The organism is Crenalkalicoccus roseus (genome assembly GCF_004761865.1).
GTDB classification, from domain to species: Bacteria; Pseudomonadota; Alphaproteobacteria; order Acetobacterales; family Acetobacteraceae; genus Crenalkalicoccus; species Crenalkalicoccus roseus.
Genome location: NZ_SJDM01000016.1, coordinates 38,816 through 60,191, shown reverse-complemented (window position 1 = coordinate 60,191; position 21,376 = coordinate 38,816). Strand labels below are relative to the sequence as shown.

The 21,376-nt window shown below is 72.4% G+C and carries 18 protein-coding genes and 4 pseudogenes; 5 read left to right on the top strand and 17 right to left on the bottom strand.

Going from position 1 to position 21,376, the window contains the following annotated elements; all coding sequences use genetic code 11:
* From ET526_RS12480 to ET526_RS12445, 8 genes and pseudogenes are all read right to left on the bottom strand, one after another.
* On the bottom strand, positions 1-792 hold the full coding sequence (locus ET526_RS12480) for an ABC transporter ATP-binding protein (protein ID WP_135468035.1): 792 nt from the start codon (positions 790-792) through the stop codon (positions 1-3).
* Positions 793-806: 14 nt separating this feature from the next.
* Positions 807-1,679 carry a nitrate ABC transporter permease gene (ntrB, locus tag ET526_RS12475; protein WP_135468034.1) on the bottom strand — a complete coding sequence of 291 codons (873 nt, stop codon included), beginning with the start codon at positions 1,677-1,679 and terminating at the stop codon, positions 807-809.
* A 4-nt stretch (positions 1,680-1,683) separates the two neighbouring features.
* Entirely contained in the window at positions 1,684-2,958 is a 1,275-nt protein-coding gene (locus tag ET526_RS12470; RefSeq protein ID WP_135468033.1) for a CmpA/NrtA family ABC transporter substrate-binding protein, read from the bottom strand.
* Entirely contained in the window at positions 2,955-4,043 is a 1,089-nt protein-coding gene (locus ET526_RS12465; RefSeq protein WP_135468032.1) for a CmpA/NrtA family ABC transporter substrate-binding protein, read from the bottom strand. The genes ET526_RS12470 and ET526_RS12465 overlap by 4 nt, the downstream gene beginning before the upstream one ends.
* Before the next feature lie 217 nt (positions 4,044-4,260).
* On the bottom strand, positions 4,261-4,848 hold the full coding sequence (locus ET526_RS12460) for an ANTAR domain-containing response regulator (protein WP_240048372.1): 588 nt from the start codon (positions 4,846-4,848) through the stop codon (positions 4,261-4,263).
* Positions 4,849-5,080: 232 nt separating this feature from the next.
* Positions 5,081-5,710 carry a tripartite tricarboxylate transporter substrate-binding protein gene (locus ET526_RS12455; RefSeq protein WP_158295571.1) on the bottom strand — a complete coding sequence of 210 codons (630 nt, stop codon included), beginning with the start codon at positions 5,708-5,710 and terminating at the stop codon, positions 5,081-5,083.
* A gap of 385 nt (positions 5,711-6,095) precedes the next feature.
* A pseudogene (locus tag ET526_RS12450) lies at positions 6,096-6,934 on the bottom strand (IS5 family transposase).
* 80 nt (positions 6,935-7,014) lie between these two features.
* Positions 7,015-7,850, bottom strand: a pseudogene (locus ET526_RS12445) (NAD(P)-dependent oxidoreductase).
* Positions 7,851-8,308: 458 nt separating this feature from the next.
* Here ET526_RS12445 and ET526_RS22635 point away from each other — a divergent pair.
* Both ET526_RS22635 and ET526_RS22630 read left to right on the top strand, forming a co-directional pair.
* Positions 8,309-8,512: pseudogene (locus tag ET526_RS22635) on the top strand (tripartite tricarboxylate transporter substrate-binding protein); the annotation flags it as partial.
* 13 nt (positions 8,513-8,525) lie between these two features.
* Positions 8,526-8,819 (top strand): annotated as a pseudogene (locus ET526_RS22630) (tripartite tricarboxylate transporter substrate-binding protein); the annotation flags it as partial.
* Between the two features lie 18 nt (positions 8,820-8,837).
* Here ET526_RS22630 and ET526_RS12435 read toward each other — a convergent pair.
* On the bottom strand, positions 8,838-9,248 hold the full coding sequence (locus ET526_RS12435; RefSeq protein ID WP_135468028.1) for a DUF4260 family protein: 411 nt from the start codon (positions 9,246-9,248) through the stop codon (positions 8,838-8,840).
* Between the two features lie 89 nt (positions 9,249-9,337).
* Here ET526_RS12435 and ET526_RS12430 point away from each other — a divergent pair, with 89 nt between their 5' ends.
* Entirely contained in the window at positions 9,338-10,255 is a 918-nt protein-coding gene (locus ET526_RS12430) for a LysR family transcriptional regulator (protein WP_204623615.1), read from the top strand.
* A 528-nt stretch (positions 10,256-10,783) separates the two neighbouring features.
* Here ET526_RS12430 and ET526_RS12425 read toward each other — a convergent pair.
* From ET526_RS12425 to ET526_RS12390, 8 genes are all read right to left on the bottom strand, one after another.
* Positions 10,784-11,380: a transposase gene (locus ET526_RS12425; RefSeq protein ID WP_135468027.1), complete on the bottom strand. Its 597-nt coding sequence runs from the start codon at positions 11,378-11,380 to the stop codon at positions 10,784-10,786.
* Positions 11,350-11,685 (bottom strand): hypothetical protein, encoded by a 336-nt coding sequence (locus ET526_RS12420; RefSeq protein ID WP_135468026.1) that lies wholly within the window; start codon positions 11,683-11,685, stop codon positions 11,350-11,352. The genes ET526_RS12425 and ET526_RS12420 overlap by 31 nt, the downstream gene beginning before the upstream one ends.
* Before the next feature lie 79 nt (positions 11,686-11,764).
* Positions 11,765-12,328 carry an NADH-quinone oxidoreductase subunit B family protein gene (locus ET526_RS12415; protein ID WP_135468025.1) on the bottom strand — a complete coding sequence of 188 codons (564 nt, stop codon included), beginning with the start codon at positions 12,326-12,328 and terminating at the stop codon, positions 11,765-11,767.
* Complete coding sequence (locus ET526_RS12410) at positions 12,328-13,851, bottom strand: hydrogenase large subunit (protein ID WP_135468024.1); 1,524 nt, start codon at positions 13,849-13,851, stop codon at positions 12,328-12,330. The genes ET526_RS12415 and ET526_RS12410 overlap by 1 nt, the downstream gene beginning before the upstream one ends.
* Positions 13,848-15,287, bottom strand: a complete 1,440-nt coding sequence (locus ET526_RS12405) for a hydrogenase 4 subunit F (protein WP_135468023.1) — start codon at positions 15,285-15,287, stop codon at positions 13,848-13,850. The genes ET526_RS12410 and ET526_RS12405 overlap by 4 nt, the downstream gene beginning before the upstream one ends.
* Entirely contained in the window at positions 15,287-15,955 is a 669-nt protein-coding gene (locus tag ET526_RS12400; protein WP_135468022.1) for a hydrogenase-4 component E, read from the bottom strand. The genes ET526_RS12405 and ET526_RS12400 overlap by 1 nt, the downstream gene beginning before the upstream one ends.
* 163 nt (positions 15,956-16,118) lie before the next feature.
* Complete coding sequence (locus ET526_RS12395; protein WP_135468021.1) at positions 16,119-17,078, bottom strand: respiratory chain complex I subunit 1 family protein; 960 nt, start codon at positions 17,076-17,078, stop codon at positions 16,119-16,121.
* The gene (locus ET526_RS12390) at positions 17,078-19,096 is read right to left on the bottom strand and encodes a proton-conducting transporter transmembrane domain-containing protein (RefSeq protein ID WP_135468020.1); all 2,019 of its coding nucleotides are present in this window, start codon (positions 19,094-19,096) and stop codon (positions 17,078-17,080) included. Before ET526_RS12390 ends, ET526_RS12395 begins: the two co-directional genes overlap by 1 nt.
* A 254-nt stretch (positions 19,097-19,350) precedes the next feature.
* Between ET526_RS12390 and ET526_RS12385 the strand changes: the two genes are divergently transcribed.
* Together ET526_RS12385 and ET526_RS12380 are read left to right on the top strand one after the other, a co-directional pair.
* Complete coding sequence (locus tag ET526_RS12385) at positions 19,351-19,899, top strand: TRAP transporter small permease subunit (protein WP_135468019.1); 549 nt, start codon at positions 19,351-19,353, stop codon at positions 19,897-19,899.
* Between the two features lie 49 nt (positions 19,900-19,948).
* Positions 19,949-21,358: a TRAP transporter large permease gene (locus ET526_RS12380; protein ID WP_135468018.1), complete on the top strand. Its 1,410-nt coding sequence runs from the start codon at positions 19,949-19,951 to the stop codon at positions 21,356-21,358.
* Positions 21,359-21,376 lie beyond the last annotated feature (18 nt).

Sequence of the window (21,376 nt, the reverse complement as noted above, 5' to 3'; positions counted from 1 at the left end):
TCAGGCCGCCACCTGGACCGCATGCCGCTCGTGCAGGAAGCGTAGCACGGCCTCCCGCGCGGCAAGGAAGCGCGGGTCGGAGGCGAGGACCAGGCGGTCGCGCGGGCGCGGCAGGTCCACCTCCAGAATATCGCCGATGGTCGCGGCCGGGCCGTTGGTCATCATCACGATGCGGTCGGAGAGCAGCACCGCCTCGTCCACATCGTGCGTGATCATCAGCACTGTGGTGCCGAGGCGGGCGTGGATGTCCATCACCTGGTCCTGCAGATGCGCGCGCGTGAGCGCATCGAGCGCACCAAAGGGCTCATCCAGCAGCAGCACCTTGGGGCGCATGGCCAGCGCGCGCGCGATGCCCACGCGCTGCTTCATCCCCCCCGAAATCTCGGCCGGGCGCTTCTGCGAATGCGCCTCCATGCGTACGAGGGCGAGGTTCTCCCGCGTCCAGGCGTCGCGCTCGGCGCGGCTCATGCCGCGGCCTACGGTGCGGTCCACGGCGAGGCGGACATTCTCGTACACCGTCAGCCAGGGCAGCAGGGAATGGTTCTGGAACACCACCGCGCGGTCGGGTCCGGGCTCGGTCACCTCGGTCCCGGCCAGCACCACGCCGCCCTCCGAGGCGAGCAGCAGGCCCGCCACCACATTGAGCAGAGTGGACTTGCCGCAGCCCGAATGGCCGATGACGGTGACGTACTCGCCGCGGCGGATGCGCAGATCCACCGCGCGCAGCACCGGTGGCCCGGCGGGCGAGAAGCGCACCGAGACGCGGCTGATCTCGAGGAAGGGCCGTTCCATGGGGCTGCTCCCGCTCACTGTTCGGTGGTGCCGCGCGTGACCGCGCGGCCGGTCGCGGCCATGAAACGGTCGAGTAGGAAGCCGACCAGGCCGATATAGACCAGCGCGACGACGATGTCCGGGAGGTTGGAGGAGTTCCAAGCATCCCAGACGAAAAAGCCGATGCCCACCCCACCGATCAGCATCTCGGCGGCGATGATGGCGAGCCAGGAGAGCCCCACCCCGATGCGCAGCCCGGTAAAAATGTAGGGGGCGGCGGCCGGCACCACGATGCGCAGGAACCAGTCGGCGGGCGAGAGGCGCAGCACGCGCGCGACGTTGCGATAGTCGGCCGGCACGTTGCGCACGCCGACCGCGGTGTTGATGATGATGGGCCAGACCGCGGTGATGAAGATGACGAAGATCGCGGACGGCTGCGCCTCGCGGAAGGCGGCGAGCGAGAGCGGCAGCCAGGCGAGCGGCGGGACCGTGCGCAGCACCTGGAACAGCGGATCGAGCGCCCGCAGCGCGAGGCGCGAGGAGCCGACCAGCATGCCGAGCGCCACGCCCACTGCGGCCGACAGCGCGAAGCCCATCGCCACCCGCTCGAGGCTTGCGGCCAGATGCAGACCGAGTCCCTTGTCGAGCCCGCCGCGGTCGTAGAAGGGCCGCGTGATCAGCTCGTGCGAGGCCGCCCAGACGCCGGAGGGTGGCGGCAGCGTGGCAGCAGGGCCCGAGGCCGCCCACTCCCAGAGCAGGAGCAATGCGGCGAGGAGGAGCAGCGGCGGCAGCAGCACCGCGAGCGCCTGCCGCGCGCGCGGCAGCAGCCGCAAAAGCGGGCGCGCGGCGGCGGGCGGCGCGGAGGCGAGGCTGGCCGCGGCGGGCGGCGGGGGTGTTAGCGCATTCATGGGATCAGACCGCCGCGAGACGCTTGATGGGTTGGGCATCGAGCCAAGCGTGCGGGTTCTCGGGGTCGAACACCTTGCCGTCGAGGAAGGTCTCGCGTCCGCGCGATGTGCCCTGCGGGGTCTCGGCGTTCGGCACCCCGGCGCGCGCGGCCGCCGCACGCCAGATGTCCTCGCGGTTCACCTGCGCGATCAGCGGCAGCGCGTCGAGATCCTGCGGCAGCACGCCCCAGCGGATGTTCTCGACGAGGAACCAGAGGTCGTGGCTGCGGAAGGGGTAGCTCGCATGGTCGCGCCAGAACTTCATGGTGATCTCGGCGCGCGCCTCGCGGCGGCCGTCCCCGTAGTCCACCTCGCCGCGCATGCGCCCGAGGATGTCGGCCGGGGCGACATTCAGCCAGGCACGCCGGCCGATGATCTCGCACATCTCGGCAGTGTTGGCCGGATCGTCGCACCAGCGCTGCGCCTCGATCACCGCCGCCGTCAACGCCTCAGCCGCGCGCGGGTGCTGCGCCACCCAATCGGCGCGCAGGGCAAGGCACTTCTCGGGGTGGTCGCGCCAGATCTCGCCGGTGACGCAAGCGGTGTAGCCGAGGCGCTGGGAAACGAGCTGCGCGTTCCACGGCTCGCCCACGCAGAAGGCGTCCATGGTGCCCACGCGCATGTTGGCCACCATCTGCGGCGGCGGCACCACGATGGTAGAGACGTCGCGATCGGGGTCGATGCCGGCGGCGGCGAGCCAGTAGCGCACCCAGAGGTCATGGGTGCCGCCGCGGAAGGTCATTGCTACCTTGCTCTCGGGCGAGAGCGCGCGGCGCAGCGGCGCCGCGTCCAGCCGGGCGCCGAGGGCGGCGTGCTTCGCGGCCACGCTGACCGCCTGGCCGTTGGTGTTCAGCCGCGCGAGCAGCGCCATGGGCACCGGCTGGTTGTTCTGCACCACGCGGCCCGTATGGATCAGATAGGCCATGGGCGTGAGCAGATGCGCCCCGTCAATGCCGCCGCGCCCGCCGCCGAGAACCAGGTTGTCGCGCGTGGCACCCCAGGAGGCCTGGCGGGCGACCTCGACCTCCGGCATGCCGTGCTTCGCGAAGAAACCCTTCTCCTTGGCAATGATCACCGGCGCGGCGTCGGTCAGCGCGATGAAGCCAAGCGTGACGCGCCGCGTCTCAGGTGTGCTCGTGCCCTGGGCATGCACGCCGCGCGGGGTGGCGGCCCTCGCAGCGGCGAGCAGCGCGGCCGTCCCGGCGAGGGCGGCGCGACGGCGGATCGGGGCGTGGCTCATGCGTCGGTCTCCTGCGGGATGGCGAGAAGGGGTGAAGGGGTCGCCCGGCCCGGGGCGGGCGGGGCGGAGAGGCGGGCAGCGGCGCGGTCCCATAGGTCGGCGCGCCAGCCGGCGGCCGGCTCTGGCGCGCCGGCGGGCAGGTGCTTCCAGCGGCGCATGGCGGCAAGCCAGGCGGAGGCCTCTCCCGCGACCGGCCGGCTGGCGGCGGCGAAGCGCAAGGGCGTGGCGAGCGGCGCCGCACAGCCGGCCACCCGCCCGGCGAGCGCGGCGGCGATGGTCGAGAGTGGCAGTTCGGGGAAGGCGCGCTCCTGCAACAGCCGCGCCGCGGCAGAGCGATTGGCGGGCACCTCCAGCCACTGCGCCGCCTCGATCACCGCGGCCGTGGCGCGGAGCACCTCCTCCTCGCGCGTCTCGGCGAGGCCTTCGGCCCAGGCGAGCACCTTCTCCGGATGGTCCGGCCAGATGTCCCCGGTGGCGAGGGCGAAGCGGCCCACGCCCTGCGCGACGGCGTGGCTGCCCCAGGGCTCGCCGGCACAGAACCCCTCGATCGCGCCCTGCGCCAGCGCCTCGGTCATGCGCGGCGGCGGCACAACGACGAGGCGGAGGTCGTGGTCCGGATCGAGCCCACTGGCCGCGAGCCAATGGCGCAGCAGAAGATTATGCGAGGAGTGCGGGAAGACGACGGCAAAGGTCGGCGGCGGCAGGCCGGACTCGGCGCGTCGGCGCAGCGCCTCGGCGAAGGCGCTGGCGCGAAGCGGCGGCACGAAGGGGCCGATCTGCCCGGCCAGGGCCGGGGAGAGGATCACCGTATTGCCGTTGCGCGCGAGCCCCGCCGAGACGGTCAGGCGGCGGCGCGGCCCACTCGCCCCGGCGGCCAGCGCCAGCACGAGGGGTCCCAGCATCTGCGCCCCTTCCAGCGCCCCGAAGGCGAGCTTGTCGCGGAGGGCCGCCCAAGCCTGCTCGCGCGAGAGCCGGACGCGGACCCCATGCCGTGCGAAGAGGCCGAGCGCCTCGGCGGCGACCAGAGGTGCTGCATCGGTCAGTGGCACATAGCCGATGCGGAGAAGGGCGGGGTTGCGCGGCATGGGGCGGCTCCGCCGGAGGCTCCGGCTGCGCGGGCCGCCATTGGTCCGCGGGGGCAAGGTTCTGGGATGGGACCGCTCCGCCACGGCGCTGCAGCGGAGGGGTCATCACTGGATGACATGGCAAGGTTAGAACAACCGCTGCAGCGCAGCAAAGCGGAATCCAAGGTTAAGTCTGCCGATTCTTGAGGCTTTCAGACAGGAAATGCCGTTTTTCTGTTCATTCTGCCTTACAATTAGACAGAAGCTCACGCGCCACCTGTACCATGCGCTGCCCGCGGTCCATCGCACGGCGGCGCAGCCAGTGATGCGCCTCGGCCTCGCTCATCCGCCGGCGCTGCATCAGCACGCCCTTGGCCCGCTCGATCAGGCTGCGCTCGGCCATTGTGGCGCGCATGCCGTCGAGTTCCGCCCGCAGCGCCTGATGCGCCCGGAAGCGGCGGATCGCCACCTCGAGCACCGGCCGTACCCGCTCCGGCGCCAGGCCTTCCACGACATAGGCCGCCACCCCGGCCTCGATCGCCGCCTCGATCTGCCCGGGCTCGCCGCGCGCGGCGAAGACCACGACCGGGCGCGGCTCGTCGCGATACAGCGCGCGCATGCTCTCGAGCGCATCGCGCGAGGGGTCGTCGAGGTCGCAGACGATCACCTCCGCCGCGCTCTCGCGCACCAGCGCGACCAGGTCGCGCGCCTCGGGCACGACAGCCACGACGGCACAGCCACCCGCCTCCAGCCCGGAGCGCACGGCCGCCGCCCTGTCCTCGTCGTGATCCACCAGCAGGACCCGCAGGGTGCCCTCCTCAAGCATCCTCCAGGTGGCTGGCGCTTCCGTCTCCAGCAGCTAGGATCGAGCCATGCCGGCGGCACTGGCAAGGCCCATGCGCGGGCGCGCTGCCCCGGCGGGCCGGCGACCTGCCCACAATCCGGGCAGCGCAGGCGGGCATCTGCCCGCGGACCGGACTGCGGTGCAGCCGCAGCACCCCGGCACCGCAGCGCACGCCGGCGCGGCATTGCCCGCGTCACTGCCATGGCGTCCGCTCTCAAATCTGCTGGTAGCGCCGGAGCTGCGCAGGCATGCGCGCCTCCCACTCGGCGCCGGGCAGGACGCCCATCGCGAGTTCGAGCTGGCGCGCCTTCTCCGCCCATTCGAAGGTGGCGACGACCTTGAGGATCGCCTGCTCCAACCGCTGCGTGATCTCCTCGGGGATGGCGCGCGGCGCGCCGATGTCGCGCTCGCTCGTCATCACCCCGTCATAGCCGAGTTCGCGGAAGGTCGGCACATCGGGCATCAGCTTCCAGCGCCGCTCGCCCATGCCAGCGAGCGTACGCAGCTGCCGAAGCGGGTTCTCTTGATCGAGCGTGCCAATCTCTCCGAGATTGAGCCCGGCGATATCGATCTTCCGCCCTAGCGCCGCGTTACGCGAGGGCCCGGCGCCGCTGAAGGGCACATGGATGAACTCGGTGCCCGAGGCGGTCTGGAACAGCGTGAGCCCCAAATGGTCGTCGGTGACGATGCCCGAGGTGCCCACGCTAATCGTCCCCGGGCGGCGGCGCGCATCGGCGATCACATCCTGGAGGCTGCAATAAAGCGAATCGCGGTGCAGCACGAAGGTTGAGGAATCGTCCACGATGCGCGCGATGAGGCGGATCTGCGCGCGGTCGTAGCGCACCCGCCGCTGCACGCCGAGCGAGAGGAAGCCCGGCGTGTTGATGGTGCCGAGGGTGAGCCGTCCGGCCGCGCATTCTGCAGCGCGACATAGGCAGCCTTGCCGCCCGCACCAGGACGGTTGACGACGACGAAATTCGCCCCCGTCAGTTCGGGGGCGAGCATCTGCGCGAGCGCGCGGACTATCACATCGGTTCCTCCGCCCGGAGCGAAGCCGACGATGATCTCGATCGGCCGGTCGGCGGGCCAGGCGGCCTGGCCGAGCGCCGGCGCAGCGAGCGCGGAGCCCGGCGCCGAGCAGGAAGCGCCGGGCGGTGAGGGATCATACGATTATGCGTTCCTCCTCGCCCTTGTGGGTGTCCTTGCGCGTCCTTAGTGTCCGTCCGGGATCATGTTGTTTTCTGGCATAGCCTTCGCAGCATGAGGCGGATGGAGGCCCAGCGCAGGAAGGTCAGGGCGTTCCGGTTCAGGCACTCCCAGTCCTTGGCGAGCCGGCGACAGCGGTTGAGCCACGCGATCGTCCGCTCGACGATCCAGCGCTTCGGTAGCGCGACGAACTTGTGCCGGTCGCAGCGCCTGACGATCTCCGGGCTGACCCGGCGGCAGACGGCCCGCAGCCCGGCCTGGAACTTCGCGCCCTGGTAGCCGCTGTCGGCGTAGAGCTTCAGCAGGAACGGATACAGCCCGAACAGCGCCCCCATCAGCAGCAGGCCGCCGTCGCGGTCCTGCACGTCGGCGGCGTGGACCACCGCCTGCATCAGCAGGCCTTGGGTGTCGACCAGGACGTGGCGCTTCTTGCCCTTGATCTTCTTGCCCGCGTCGTAGCCCGGCGGGTCGACGCAGCGCCCCCCTTTTCGCCGCCCTTGACGCTCTGGCTGTCGATGATCGCCGCCGTCGGGCTGGCTTCGCGCCCGGCCCGCTCGCGGCACAGCACGTAGAGCGCGTGGTGGATGCGATCGAGCGTGCGGTCCTCGTCCCAGCGCCGCAGGTAGTCGTTCACCGTGCTGCGCGGCGGCAGGTCCTTGGGCAAGGCCGCCCACTGGCAGCCGGTGGAGAGGATGTACATCACCCCGTCCACCACCGCCCGCACGTCGATCGTCCGCTTGTTGCCGCCGCGCTTCGCGGGCGGGATCAGCGGCGCGACGATCGCCCATTCCTCGTCGGTCAGGTCGCTCGGATACCGCAGCCTGCTGCGGTCATACCGAGCCCGGTTCCCCTGCGTCCACATGGCCGCAGTTCTCCCCAGACCGACCGCCTCGCGCGAGTCACAAGCGATTCAGATCACTCGATCTGTTCCCGGATGGACACTTACGCCGGCCTGGCGAGGCGGCCGGGCAGCACTAGCGCGCCCGGCGCCGCCGGCGCGCGGCCGGCAAGGAGCACGAGGATGCTCTCGGCCGCTGCGCATCCCATGGTGGCGACGGCGCGCGGCGTGTTGGCCGCGAGATGCGGGGTAGCAAGCACGCGCGGATGGGCGCGCAAGGGGCTTTCGGGCGGCAGCGGCTCGGCGGCGAAGACATCGAGCCCCGCCCGGCGGCATGGCCCGCATCGGAGCGCGGCAGGCCGCGCCGCCTCGTCCACGATGCGCCGCGCGCGGTGTTGATCAGGATCGCCCCGCGCCGGAAGCGTGCGAGGGCGGCCGTCCTGATCAGGCCGCGCGTCCCCTCGGTCAGCGGGCAGTGCAGCGAGAGCACCTCGGCCTCGGGCAGCAGCGTTTCGAGCGTCTCCACGCGCGCGCCCGGCTCCGGCGGCAGGGCGGGATCGACGGCGAGGACGCACATGCCGAAGGCATCAGCGAGCCGCGCGCCGATCGCGCCATAGCCGAGAATGCCGAGCGTGGTGCCGGCCGCGTCGCGGGTGATGCGCGTGGTCTTCTCCCAGGCGCCGGCGCGCATGGCGGCGGCGGGCAGATCCTTGAGCAGCGCCATCATCATCGCAAAGGCGTGCTCAGCGATGGCGGGCGCATTGGCGCCGGCCACGCGCGTCACCGCAATGTCGCGCGCCTCGGCCGCGGCGAGCGCGATGCCGTCTACGCCCACGCCGTGCCGGGCAATGACCCGCAGATGCGGCAGGGCAGTATCCATCACGGCCGCCGAGATTGCGCCCTGGCGATGCAGGATCGCGGCCGGGCGGTTGGTGACGATGGCGGCGAGCAGCGCCGCCTCGTCCGGATAAGCGGGGGTGTGGGCTGCGCCATGCGTGGCGCGGTTTTATGGAATATCGTTCTATTCATGCTATGGCCGCCGGGCCCAAGCGGCAGACCGGCGCGGGCGGCGGCCTCGGGCCAAGCGGGATCGGCGAAGATCGGGGCGGGGATACTCAGCGCGGCACGGCAGCCGAGGCGGGGTGTCGGCATGGTTGGAGGTCTCCTTCCCTGCGCCGACGTTTGACAGGCCGCTTCGTGCAGCGCGTACAACGCAACAACGTTTCGAAATGCAAGATCCGCCACCGATCGGGGCCGAAAGGGAGGAACCGCCCGCCATGACCAGCCATCGCCTGCTGCTCAACGCTGCGCTGCCGCTCTCCCCCCGCCCCTCCGCGCCCAGGCTTATGGCCCTCGCGGCCCATCCGCATCGTCGTCGCTTGGGCCCCGGGCGGGGCGGTGGACACCTTCGCCCGCCGCCTCGCACCCAGACTCTCCGAGACGCTTGGCCGGCCTGTGATGGTGGAGAACAAGTCGGGTGCGACCGGCACCATCGGCGTCGCCGAGGTCGCACGCGCTACGCCCGACGCGCATACGCTGCTGGCGATGGACAACACCTACGCCATGCTGCCCCACCTCTTCCGCACCCTTGTCCTTCGACCATGCTCGGGCCTTCGTGCCCGTCACCGTCAGCGCCTTCTCGGCAGTGATGCTCGCCGTGCACCGGGACGCGCCCTGGCCCGATCTCGCGGCGTTGATCGCCGCGGCGTGCGCGGCGCCCGAGCCCATCACCTACGGCACGGGCGGCACCGGCTCGGCGCCGCATTTCGCCACCGCCGCCTTCGCCGAGACCGCCGGCATCCGCCTGCTACACGTCCTCTTCCGCGGCGCTGGCGAGGCGGTGACGAATGTGCTCTTGCGCCAGGTGGACCCGATGATGATCTCGCTCGGCTCGGCGCTCGGCCGTGTGGGGGCGGGGCGGCGACTCTCACGCCCTCGACGCCGCCTGCCCGGTCCCGATCGTGCCGAGATGCGTCGCCGTGAACCCTTCCGGATACTTCAGCCCATAGCCCAGCGCCCGGTCGAAGCCGATATGCGCGGCCCAGACCAGGGCGACCGAGCCTGCCGCCTCGGCCTCTGTGACCAGGCCGATCCCGCCGACCAGCGCCGGTGCGAGGTAGCTATGGGCAAGGTTATAGGCGAGCGCTCCGACGCGCCGTCCCACCAGATAGCCCGCCATGGCGAGATCGGGCAACAGGAGCAGCGCGGCGAATAGCGTCCAGCATCCACCGGCGAGGCCATAGGCGGTGACGGCGGCGGCCAGCGCGGTCAAGCCTTCGAGGCGCAGCAGCAGCCGTGGCTGGCCGGTGACAGGGGGTGCAGCGGGGGCGGTGTTCATGGCGGTCTCCTGTGAGGGATGGCCGAGCTTCCCTCCGCCGCGGGTTGAACGCGATTAGGCAGATGCGTCCATCCGCTGTAGGGTTTCGTATGAACCGCCCCCTGCCACACGATGGCCCCGACTGGGCGCTGTGGCGCTCCTTCCTCGCCGTGCTGCGCGCCGGCAGCCTCTCGGGGGCGGCGCGCGCGCTGCGTCTCACTCATCCCACCCTGCGCCGGCACATCGAGGCGCTGGAGGCGGCGCTCGGCACCGCGCTGTTCACGCGCTCCCCGGCGGGGCTGCTTCCCACCGCCACGGCGCTCTCCTTGCGCGCCGCGGCCGAAGCCATGGAGGCGGCGGCGGCGCGGCTCATGCGCGAGGCGTCCGCCGAAGCCGAGGAGCCGGCCGGCACGGTTCGCCTGACGGCAAGCGAGATCGTCAGCGCCGAGGTACTGCCGTCGCTGCTGGCTGAACTGCGCGCGCGCCACCGCCGCCTTGCCTTCGAGCTGGTGCCGTCGGATGGGACGCTCGATGTGCTGCGGCGGGATGCCGATATCGCGGTGCGCATGGCCCGCCCCGCCACCAACGGGCTGGTGGCGCAGCGCCTCGGTGCGGTGCGGCTCGGCTTTTTCGCCCATTGGCGCTGGCTCGAGGTGCATGGCGAACCGGCGGATCTTGCCTCCCTCATCGCGGCGGGCGCGCTGATCGGGCCAGATCGCAGCGATGCCCTGCCGCGCGCTCTGGCCGCACACGGCATCGCGGTCTCACGCGAGGCTTTCACGTTCCGCTGCGACAGCGATGTGGCCTGCCTCGCGGCGCTGCGAGCGGGGATCGGTGTGGGCATCTGCCAGGTGCCGCTCGCCGCCCGCATGCCGGACCTCCGGCCCGTTCTCCCCACACTCGGCGCGGAGCTCGAGATGTGGCTGGTGACCCACCCCGATCTGCGGACGGTGCCGCGCGTGCGGATCGCGCTCGATGCGCTGGCGGCAGGGCTGCGGTGCTATCTCGCGGTCGGGGACACCGCCTAAGTGGCCCCACTCCCTACCGCTACGCCCCTTCATGCGCCGCGAATCGCCTCCCCTCGGTGGGCCCCGCCATGAGGTGCAGGTTCTTCGCAGGTTGCGCCCATTGGGCTGGCGGGTGCGAAGGCGCAGCGACGGTCTCCGGGCATCTCTCTCCCCCCCTTTCTCTCCGAACCTTGCGTCTTGCCGCTGCGGCAGGGTGATGACGCCTTGGAGGCCCACTCCCTCAGGGCGGCGCGATCCTGAGGCCGTTCCGAACCCCGGTGCAGAGACCGGCCTCAAGCAGGGCCCGCATCGCCCTATCTTAAGAATGCCCAATGCTCTGTTGAAATGCTCATGCGGAAGCGGCGAGGAGCATGAGGTTGTGGGTGAGGANGCCATCCCCCGCCGTTTGGCAGGGGAAATCACCACGCCGGCGCCAAGCCAATTAGTACAGACCACCCCCCACGCACCTCGTGCCGGAAACGGTCCGAGACGGGCTCTCAGACAACGCACCGCACCGGGTTTTGTTAGGCGTTTGCTCTGTTGAAATGCTCATGTGGAAGCGGCGAGGAGCATGAGGTTGTGGGTGAGGATGCGCAGGACAAGTTCGCGGGCCTGGGCATCGTCGCAGCGGGTGGTCAGGGCCGATCCGAGCCGCCGCTTGTGCTGGCTGAAGCCGCTCTCGGCGTGCCAGCGCTGGTTATAGAGGGTGCGGTCGAAGCGTTTGCGCATGGCACGTCGATGCGGCGTCTTCGGCCAGCGCCGCCCGGTGTTGCGACGGTTGAGGCGGATCACCGTCTGCCGGACGCCGAGTTCCTCGCGGCAGAGCCGGTGGTTGTGCTCGGCGTCATAACCCGCGTCACCCAGGACGGCATCGACAGCGATGAGCGCCCCTGCCTGCCGCATGGCGGGAGTGAAGTCGGGAGAGTCCTGGCTCGGCCCAACGCCGGGAACCGCACCGAGAATAAGGTGGGAGGCGGTGTGCACGACGGCCGTCAGCTTCGGCCAAGCCCGCTGTCGGTGCCCCTCCCCGGTGGCCCGTCGCATGCCGAAGTAGGCGCTGACGTGGCGGGTCTCCAGCCCGGTGGCGTCGACCGCGGCGACGGGCTTTGGACCGATCAGGCCCCGCGCCTGTGCACGTCCGACCACCGCGGCCTGGGCATGGCGGAAAGCCCCCCGGCCTCCGCCTCTGCGAGGATCCGGCGCGAGGCATGGGCCAGCGTCGAGTAGTGCGGCACCTTTTTCAGGCCGAGGGCACGGCGCAGCTCGGCCCACTCAGCCACAAGGGTGACGACGCCCCGGTAGTCCGTCCGCAGAAACTGCCGCAGCACCAGCAGGGCGAAGAGCTGCGGCTGCGTGTAGTCCCGCCTCGAGTAGCGGCTGCCATACTCGGGCAGAGCCACCCGACCCGCCGCCAGCGCCTCTCGAGCGACACCAACCGCCGACTTCGACATCCTCCGCATCCGCCGCCTCCCAACCCTCGCTCGAAAGCGGGCCAGAGCGCCTGCGGCATCTCAGGGTTTCAACAGAGCATTAGGCGTTCTTACTGACCGACTGAACGGCGGAGGCGGCGCGCGGCGGCGCCTGCGCCTCCAGCAGCGCCAGCAGCCCTTCCAACAGCTGCGTCGGCGAGGGTGGGCAGCCCGGGATCACCAGGTCCACCGGCAGTGCCGCGCCGACGCCGCCCTCGACCGCGTAGCTGCCCTTGAACACCCCGCCATCCACGGCGCAGTCGCCGGCCGCGACCACCCATTTCGGCTCCGGCGTGCAGGCCCAGGCGCGTTCCAGCGCCTCACGCATGTTGCGCGAGAGCGGACCGGTCACCAGCAGCACGTCGGCATGGCGCGGCGAGGCGACGAAGCGCAGCCCGAACCGCTCCAAATCGTAGACGACGCTGGACAGCGCGTTGATCTCCAGCTCGCAGCCATTGCAGGAGCCCGCATCCACCTGGCGGATCGCAAGGCTGCGGCCGAGCCGACGCTGCGCCGCCGCGTCCAGCCGCGCCGCCAGCGCCTGCGCCACCTCCTCCGGCACCGGCGGCGCCGGGTCGGTCAGCGGCTTCGAGAACAGGGCGCGCGCGAGCCTCGGCCAGAGCATCAGAGGTCCACCCCGCTATAGGAACAGTTGAAGCTCTTGTTGCAGAGCGGGAAGTCGGCGACGATGTTGTTCCCGATCGCGGCCTCCAGCAGCGGCCATTGCAGCCAGGAGGGGTCGCGCGGGAAGGCCGCGCGGATCAGCCCGCCCTCCTCCAGCGCCAGCCAGTGCAGGCATTCGCCGCGGAAGCCCTCGACGATGCCGACGCCCTCGCCGCCGCGCTGCGGCAGCGACACCTTCACTTCGCCCTCCGGCAGCCGCTCCAGCAGCAGGCGCACGAGGCGGGCGGATTCCTTCAGCTCGGCGATGCGGATGCGCATGCGCGCATCCACGTCGCCCTGCGGCAGCACCGGCACGGCCGGGTCGAGGTCGTCGTAGGGCGCGTAGCCGGGCAGGCGGCGGGCGTCGAAGCCGCGGCCGGCGGCGCGGCCGACGAAGCCGCCGGCGGCGAAGCGCGCCACCAGCGCCGAGCCGACCGCGCCGGTGCCCACCACACGGTCCTGCAGGCTGGCATGGCCGTCATAGACGCGTTCCAGCGCCGGGATCTCCGCCTCCATCGCGTCCAGCGCGGCGAGGATCACCTCGGGGCCCTCGGGCGCGATGTCCACCGCGACGCCGCCCGGGACCACGCAGTCCATCATCAGCCGGTGGCCGAAGGCGGCGGCACAGGCGCGCAGCACCGCCTCGCGCAGCGCGCCGCAACGGGCGTGCGGCCAGGCGAAGGCGGCGTCGTTGCAGACGAAGCCCCAGTCGTTCAGGTGGTTGTGGATGCGTTCCAGCTCCGCCATCAGCGCCCGCAGCGCCACGGCGCGCGGCGGCGGCGCGGCGCCGGTCGCGGCCTCGGCGGCCATGGCGAAGGCCCAGGCATGGGCGACGGTGGAATCGCCCGAGAGCCGCGCCGCGAAGCGCGCCGCCGAGCGCGGCGACTTGCCGAGCATCAGCCCGATCGTGCCCTTGTGGACGTAGCCGAGCCGCGCCTCCAGCCGCGCCACCGTCTCGCCTTGGACGTGGAAGCGGAAATGCCCGGGCTCGATCACCCCGGCATGGATGGGGCCGACCGGGATCTGGTGCACGCCCTCGCCCTCCACGGGCAGGAATTCCGGCTGCGGCGGCGGCAGCCCGTTCGGCGCCGGGCGGGCGGAGAGCGGCGCCGTCACCGGCCAGCGCCCGTGGTCGAGCCAGGGGCGGAGATCCGCCGCGCCCTCCGCGCTCAGGCCCCAGAGGTCGCGCAGCGTGCGCTCGAACCGCGCCGCGCCGGGGCGGACGGGGGAGAGGGCGGCGTAGCGCCCCTCGGGCGCCGGGGCGGAGGCGAGCAGCACCGCCCCCTCCGCCTCGGAGAGGAAGGCGGCATGGACCATGCCGGGCTCGCCCCAGAGGGCGAGCAGGGCGAGGTCGTGGTCGGCGGCCAGCGCCTCGGCCAGCGCCGCCCAGCGGCCGGGGGTGAGCAGGAAGCGCTCATGCGGCCGGCAGCCCTGCGGCGCGCCGGAGCGCAGCAGCGCGCGCGCGCCCTCCGCCCCTCCGCTCATCCCGGGATCCTCGCCGCCTCGGCCATCAGCCCGGCGAGGGCGGGCGGCATCAGCAGCCCGAGCAGCAGGGCGAGGCCGAGATGCAGCCAGAGCGGCACCACCGCGCTCAGCCGCGCCGCCCGGCCCGGCGCCTCCGCCGCGTCCGGGGTGGGATCGCCGAGGCAGAGGCGCTGCAGCGCCGCGACCTTCGCCGCGACGGTGAGGAACAGGCCGAGGGCGAGCGGCAGCGCCAGCCACCAGGCGCGGCCGGCCGTCTCCTGCAGCAGCAGGAACTCGCTGGCGAAGAGCAGGAAGGGCGGCAGCCCCGCCACCGCGGCGATGGCGAGGGCAAGCCCCCAGCCGAGCAGCGGATGCGTGCCGATCAGCCCGCCGATGTCGGCCAGGCGCTGGCTGCCCTTGATGCGCGCCGAGAGGCCGACGCCGAAGAAGATCGCGCTCTTCACCACCGAATGCCCCGCCATGTGCAGGAGCCCCGCGAGGTTCGCCGCGGCGCCGCCGAGGCCGAAGGCGAAGGCCGCCATGCCCATGTGACCGACGCTGCTCCAGCCGAAGAAGCGCCGCGCATCCGCCCGCCGCCACAGCGACACGCCCGCGAGCAGCACCGAGGCGAGTCCGAGCGCGAGCAGGAAGGGGCCGGGCGCCACCGCCTCCGGATTGGCGCCGACGATCGCCTTGGCGCGCAGCACCGCCATCAGCGCCGCGTTCAGCAGCAGGCCGGAGAGCACGGCGGAGATGGCGATCGGCCCCTCCGCCTCGGCGTCCGGCAGCCAGGCGTGCAGCGGCACCAGCCCGGCCTTGGTGCCGTAGCCGACCAGCAGGAAGACGAAGGCGAGGTTGAGCAGCCCCGGGTCGCATTCCGCCGCCACCGCGTGCAGCGAGGCCCAGGAGAGGCCGGCCTCGCCCGCTCCCCCCACCGCCTGCGCCGCCAGGTAGAGGACGATGGTGCCGAACAGCGCCAGCGCGATGCCGACGCCGCAGAGCAGGAAGAACTTCCACGCCGCCTCGATCGCCGCGGGGGTGTTGTGCACCGCCACCATCAGCACGCTGGCCAGCGTCGCGATCTCGATCGCCACCCACATGATGCCGAGATTGTCGGAGAGCAGCGCCAGCGCCTGCGCCCCGAGGAAGAGCTGGAAGGCGGCGTGGTAGGCGCGCAGCCTGAGCGCGTCGAACCGCTCGGCGTCGAGCTGGCCGGCGGAGAAGACGGCGGTGGTCAGGCCGATGAAGGCGGCGAGCGCGACGAAGGGCGCGTTCAGCGCGTCCACCCGCGTCCAGCCCTGCACCCCGTGCGGCTGGAACAGCAGCAGCAGCGCCAGCGGGAAGGTGAGGGCGGCGACGCCGATGTTGACGCGCGCGGCGAGGCGAGGCGCCGCGATGGCCGCGAGCGCCAGCGCGCCGGCCCAGGGCAGCAGCACCACGATCCAGGGCAGCGGCATCAGCGCCGCTCCCCGCGATGGATCTCGAGGAAGCCGATGTCCACGCTGTCGAAGCGCTCGCGGATCTGGAACACGAAGACGCCGCCCACCACGAAGGCCAGCAGCACCAGCGCGGCGGTGGAGAGCTCCACCACCAGCGGCATGCCGGCGGCGCCGACGGCGGCGAGGATCAGCCCGTTCTCCATGCTCATCAGCCCGACCACCTGCAGGATGGCGTTGCGGCGGGTGATCATCATCAGCATGCCGAGCAGGATCACGGAAAGGGCGAGCGCCATCTCCTCCCGCGTGCCGATGGCGACGCGGGCGGTGACGGGCAGCACCACCAGGATCGCCAGCGCCACCACCGCGACGCCGGCGATCAGGCTCGGCCCGATGCCGAGCGCCGTCTCCACGGTGCGGTGCAGGTCGAGCCGCCGCACCAGCGCCCGCAGCGCCAGCGGGATCAGCGCCGCCTTGGCGACGAGGGCGATCAGCGCCGTCACGTAGAGATGCGGCGAGCCCTGCACCCAGGCCTGCCAGGCGGCGGCGGCGGCCAGCACGCCCCCCTGCACCGCGAAGGCGCCGATCACCGCCGAGACGCGCCGCTGGTAGAGCAGCACGAAGGAGAGCAGCACCATGATGCCGCCCAGCAGATGCGCCACGTCGTAGGGAAGCTGGCCGAAGGTCATCCGTTCGTGCCCTCAGGCGCCGGGCGGCCGCCACGGGCTCCCATCGCAGGCGCGCCTGCGATGGGAGCCCGACCGCGGCCTTGGCTTGCGCGCGACTCCGCGCGGGCCGCGTTCGCGCCCTCGGCGCGCCACCGGGTCGCGCGCCGCATGGTGGAGCGTCGTGTCATGCCAGCCCCGTGCTCACGAACAGCAGGGCCGCGGCCATCAGCGCCAACAGCAGCGCGGCGCCGAGGAATTCGGGCACGCGGAAGACCCGCATCTTGGCGATCGCGCTCTCGAACGCCGCTAGCACCGCCGCCAGCGCGCCGATCTTCGCCACCCAGGCCAGCAGGCCGAGCACCCAGGCGAGCGGCCCCGCCCCGGCCGGCGCGGTGCCGAAGGGCAGGAACACCGCCGCCAGCAGCGCCAGCCACAGCGTCAGCCGCAGCGCCGACTGGTATTCCCACAGCGCCAGGTGGCGGCCGGAGGATTCCAGCAGCATCGCCTCGTGCACCATGGTCAGCTCCAGATGCGTCGCCGGGTTGTCCACCGGGATGCGGGCATTCTCCGCCACCGCCACGGCGGCCAGCGCCAGCAGCGCCAGGGCGAGCGAGACGCGCAGGCCGAGCTGGCCTTCGCGCATGGTGGCGGCGATCACGTCCAGGTTCGTCGTCCCCGCCAGGATGGCGAGGACCAGCACGCAGAGGATCAGCGCCGGCTCGGCGAAGGCGGAAAAGCTCATCTCCCGCGCCGCGCCGAGGCCGCCGAAGGCGGTGCCGACATCCATCCCCGCCAGCGCCAGCGCGACGCGCGCGATCGCCAGCAGCCCCGCCAGCAGCACCAGATCCGCCGCCGGCGCCAGCACCATGCCGCGCGCGAAGCTCGGCACCAGCGCCGCGGCCAGGATCGTCGCCGCCAGCGCGGCATGGGGCGCCCATTCTGAGATCCAGGAAGCGTTCTCCGCCAGCAGCGGGCGCTTGCGCAGCAGCTTGTCGAGGTCGCGGAAGGGCTGCAGCGGCGAAGGGCCGCGCCGTCCCGTCAGCCGCGCCTTCATCCACCGCGTGCCCCCCACCACCAGCGGCGCCGCGGCGAGCAGCAGCGCGAGGTGGAGAAGCTGCGCCAGCACCGCGCCGAGCAGCGCCATCACCGCGCCTCCAGCCAGGCGAGCAGGGCCAGCAGCGCCACCAGCGTGGCGAAGGAAAGGGAGAGCCAGCGCCGGATGGTGAGGTGGCGCAGCCGCTCCCCCTGATCCGCCAGCCTCTCCCGCAGCCAGGCGGCGGGGGCGAGCAGCAGCGGCAGGGACGGGTCGCGGAAGCCCGCGGCATGGCGGGCGGGACGGGTCTCGCCGGGCTCGGGCATGTCCACCCGCTCGCGGGCGCGGAGCAGCGCCTCCCCCAGCATGCGCCGCAGCGGCTGGGCGATGCCGGCCGGCCCCGGCTGGGTCAGCGGGTCGCCGAAGGGCAGGTGGGCGGGGGGGGCGATGAAGCCGCAATCCCAGGCGGGCCCCCGCGCGGCCGGCAGGGGGGAGCGGCGGCGCACCGCGAAGGCCAGCGCCGCCCCGGCCAGCGCCAGCAGCGCCGCGGCGACCAGCGGCAGGTAGGCCGTGGCCCCGTCCCCGGCCCAGAGCGAGAGGCCGCGCGCCGGCGCCAGCGCCACCGGCCCGGCCAGCGCGGCGATGGCGGGTTCCGCGAGGCGCAGCACCGGCGCCGGGAACAGGCCGAGCAGCACGGTGAGGCCGGCGGGCAGGATCATCGCCCAGCGCTCCGGCGCCGAGACCTCGTGCGCGCCGGCGCCGCGCGGCGTGCGCGGCCGGCCGAGGAAGGCCACGCCGAACAGCCGCACCATCGCGGCGGCGGCCAGCGCCGCGGCCATGGCGGCGAGGGCGAGGGTGGCGGCGATCGCCACCTGGAAGGCGATGTCCGCCACGCGCCAGCCTGCGATCAGCGCCTGCAGCAGCAGCCACTCCCCGGCGAAGCCGGAGAGCGGCGGCAGCGCGGCGGCGGCGAGCGCGCCGACCAGCGCGCAGGCGGCGGTGACGGGCATGGCGTGGACCAGCCCGCCGAGCCGCCCGAGGGCGCGGCTTCCGGCGGCATGCGCCACCGCCCCCGCGGCGAGGAACAGCAGGGTCTTGAACACGCCATGGTTCAGCGCGTGCAGCAGCGCGGCCGAAAGCGCCAGCGCGGCGAGGGCGGCGAGATCGGCGCCGCGGAACACCAGCGCCAGCCCGAGCCCGATGGTGATGAGGCCGACATTCTCGATGGTGGAGCAGGCGAGCAGGGCCTTCGCGTCCTCCTCCAGCGCCGCCCGCAGCGCGCCGAGCAGCGCCGAGGCGGCGCCGAGCGCCAGCAGCGGCAGCCCCCACCAGGAGGGCTGCGCCGGCCCGCACAGGTCCAGCACCAGCCGCGCCAGCACGTAGAGCGCCACCTTGGTCATCACCCCCGACATCAGCGCCGAGACGTGGCTCGGCGCCGCCGGGTGGGCCAGCGGCAGCCAGGCGTGCAGCGGCACCAGCCCCGCCTTCGCCCCGGCGCCGAGCAGCGCCAGCGCCAGCACCGCCGCCCCCCGCGCCCCCTCGGGCGGCAGGGTGCGCAGGGTGGCGAATTCCAGCGCCCCGGTCGGGCCGGCGAGCAGCCCGAAGGCCGGGATCAGGCAGAGGGCGGAGAAGGCGGCGAAGACCAGGTAGAGCCGCGCCGCCCGCCGGCTCTCCGCCCGCTGGTGTTCCGCCGCGACCAGCGCCCAGGAGGCGAGCGACATCAGCTCGAAGCCGAACAGCAGCGTGAAGGCGTCCGCCGCCAGCAGGGTCAGCGCCATGCCGGCGAGGAAGAGCGGATAGGGCGGCAGGGTGCGCGCCGGCCCCGGCGGGTGGCCGAGCGCGAAGAGCGAGGCGGCGGCCCCCGAGAGGCCCAGCAGCAGCAGGAACCAGGCCGAGAGCCCGTCGAGCGCCAGCACCATCCGGCTCCAGGGAGGGCCGAGGGGCAGGCGCAGCGGCGCCTCCGGCGGCCCCACGGCCAGCGCCGCGGCGGCGAGCAGGGCGAGTAGCGCCGCGGCGGCGAGGCAGGCGCCATGCACCACCGCCCCGCCCTGCCGCCGCCGCCCGAGCGGCACGGCGGCTGCGGCGAGGAGGACGAGCAGTCCGACAAGGCTGGCGAGCGCCGTCAGCACGGCGGCAAGGACGTGACGCGCACGGGCGGCAGACTATCCCCCCGCGGCCATGGCGACGAGGGGGAAGTGCCTGCTCCGGCGGCGGCGCGGGCTTTCCGGCCTTGTTCCCGCCGCATCCCCCGCCCGAAAAGGCTCTGGCGCGGCGGCGGCGGCCATGCTGTAACCGGCCGCCATGCGGAACGGGAAGGAGGCGCAGCCGCGACCGCGCCCTGTTCCGTGACGCGCGGGGCCGACGGCCCGGGAGTTCGCTTGGCATGCGTGCCCTGCTTGCCTTCAGCCGCTTCGTGGACGGGGTGAACGCGCAATTCGGCCGCGTCGCGGAGTGGATGGTGCTGTTCGCCTGCGCGGTCAGCGCCAGCAACGCCTTCATCCGCTACGGCTTCTCCTACTCCTCCAACGCCTGGCTGGAGGCGCAGTGGTACCTGTTCGCCGGCGTGGTGATGCTCGGCGCCTCCTGGACGCTGAACCGCAACGGCCATGTCCGGGTGGACCTGGTCTACGGCATGCTTTCGGAGCGCAGGCGTCTCTGGGTGGACGTGTTCGGCTTCGTCTTCTTCATGCTGCCGGCGATCGGCCTGCTCGTCTGGATGACCTGGCCCTTCTTCTGGGACAGCTTCCAGCGCGGCGAGGGCTCGCCGAACGCCGGCGGGCTGCTGCGCTGGCCGGTGAAGCTGCTGATGCCGCTCGGCTTCACCCTGCTCGCGCTGCAGGGCGTCTCGGAGCTGATCAAGCGCATCGCCCTGCTGCGGGGCCTGCAGCCGGAGGGCGAGGCGGTGGTCGAGTACCAGCGCCCCGACCAATGACGCCGCCCTTGCCGACCCCTCCCCCGCCCGGATCCGACGCGCCCGCCCCATGAACATCGAGATCATGCCCCCGCTGATGTTCGGCGGGCTCGTCCTGTTCCTGCTGATCGGCTTTCCGGTCGCCTTCAGCCTCGCCGCCGTGGGGCTGTTCTTTGGCTTCATCTCGATCGAGCTCGGCTTCTTCACCGAGGCCTATCTCGGCAACCTGCCGCTGCGCATCTTCGGCATCCTGTCGAACGACCTGCTGCTGGCGATCCCCTTCTTCACCCTGATGGGGGCGATCCTGGAGCGCTGCGGCCTCGCCGAGGACCTGCTGGAGGGCACCGGGCAGCTCTTCGGCAAGATCCCCGGTGGCCTCGCCTATGCGGTGATCCTGGTCGGCGCGGTGCTCGGCGCCATCACCGGTACGGTGGCCGCGAGCGTGATCGCGATGGGCATGATCAGCCTGCCGATCATGATGCGCTACGGCTACGACCTGCGCATCGCCACCGGCGTGATCGCCGCCTCGGGCACCATCACCCAGATCATCCCGCCCTCGCTGGTGCTGATCGTGCTCGGCGACCAGCTCGGCCGCTCGGTGGGCGAGATGTATGCCGGCGCGATCGGCCCGGCGGCGATGCAGGTGCTGCTGTTCCTCTCCTTCATCGCCGTGGTCAGCTTGGTGGCGCCGCACAAGGTGCCGCCCCTGCCGCCGGAGGCGCTGGTGCCGCGCGGCTGGTCGCTGTGGTGGCGGGTGATCCGGGGCATGGTGCCCTCGATCGTGCTGATCTTCATGGTGCTCGGCACGATCTTCCTCGGCCTCGCCACGCCGACCGAGGCGGGGGCGATGGGCGTGGTCGGCGCGACCCTGCTTGCGGTGCTGAACCGGCGCTTCACCTACGCCCTGCTGCGCCAGGCCATGGCCAACACCATGCGCATCACCTCCATGGTGATCTTCATCCTGATCGGCGCCACGGTGTTCGCCCTGGTGTTCCAGGGGGTGGACGGCAGCATCTGGATCGAGCACCTGCTGACCCAGCTTCCGGGCGGGGCGATGGGCTTCCTGGTCTTCACCCAGGTGTTCATCTTCCTGCTCGCCTTCTTCCTCGACTTCTTCGAGATCGCCTTCATCGTCATCCCGCTGCTCGCCCCGGTGGCGGCCAAGCTCGGGATCGACTTGGTGTGGTTCGGGGTGCTGGTCGGAGTGAACATGCAGACCAGCTTCATGCACCCGCCCTTCGGCTTCGCGCTGTTCTACCTGCGCGGCATCGCGCCGAAGGAGGTGCTGACCAAGGACATCTATCTCGGCGCCATCCCCTGGCTGTGCCTGCAACTGGTGCTGGTCGCGATCGTGCTGATGTGGCCGGAGAGCGTGACCTACTTCCTCGACCGCGGCCCGAAGGTGGATCCGAGCACGGTCATCATCGACGTGCCGCTGCCCGACCTGCCGCCGGACGACGCGATGCCGGTGTTCCGGTAGGCGATGCCGCCGCGCCGG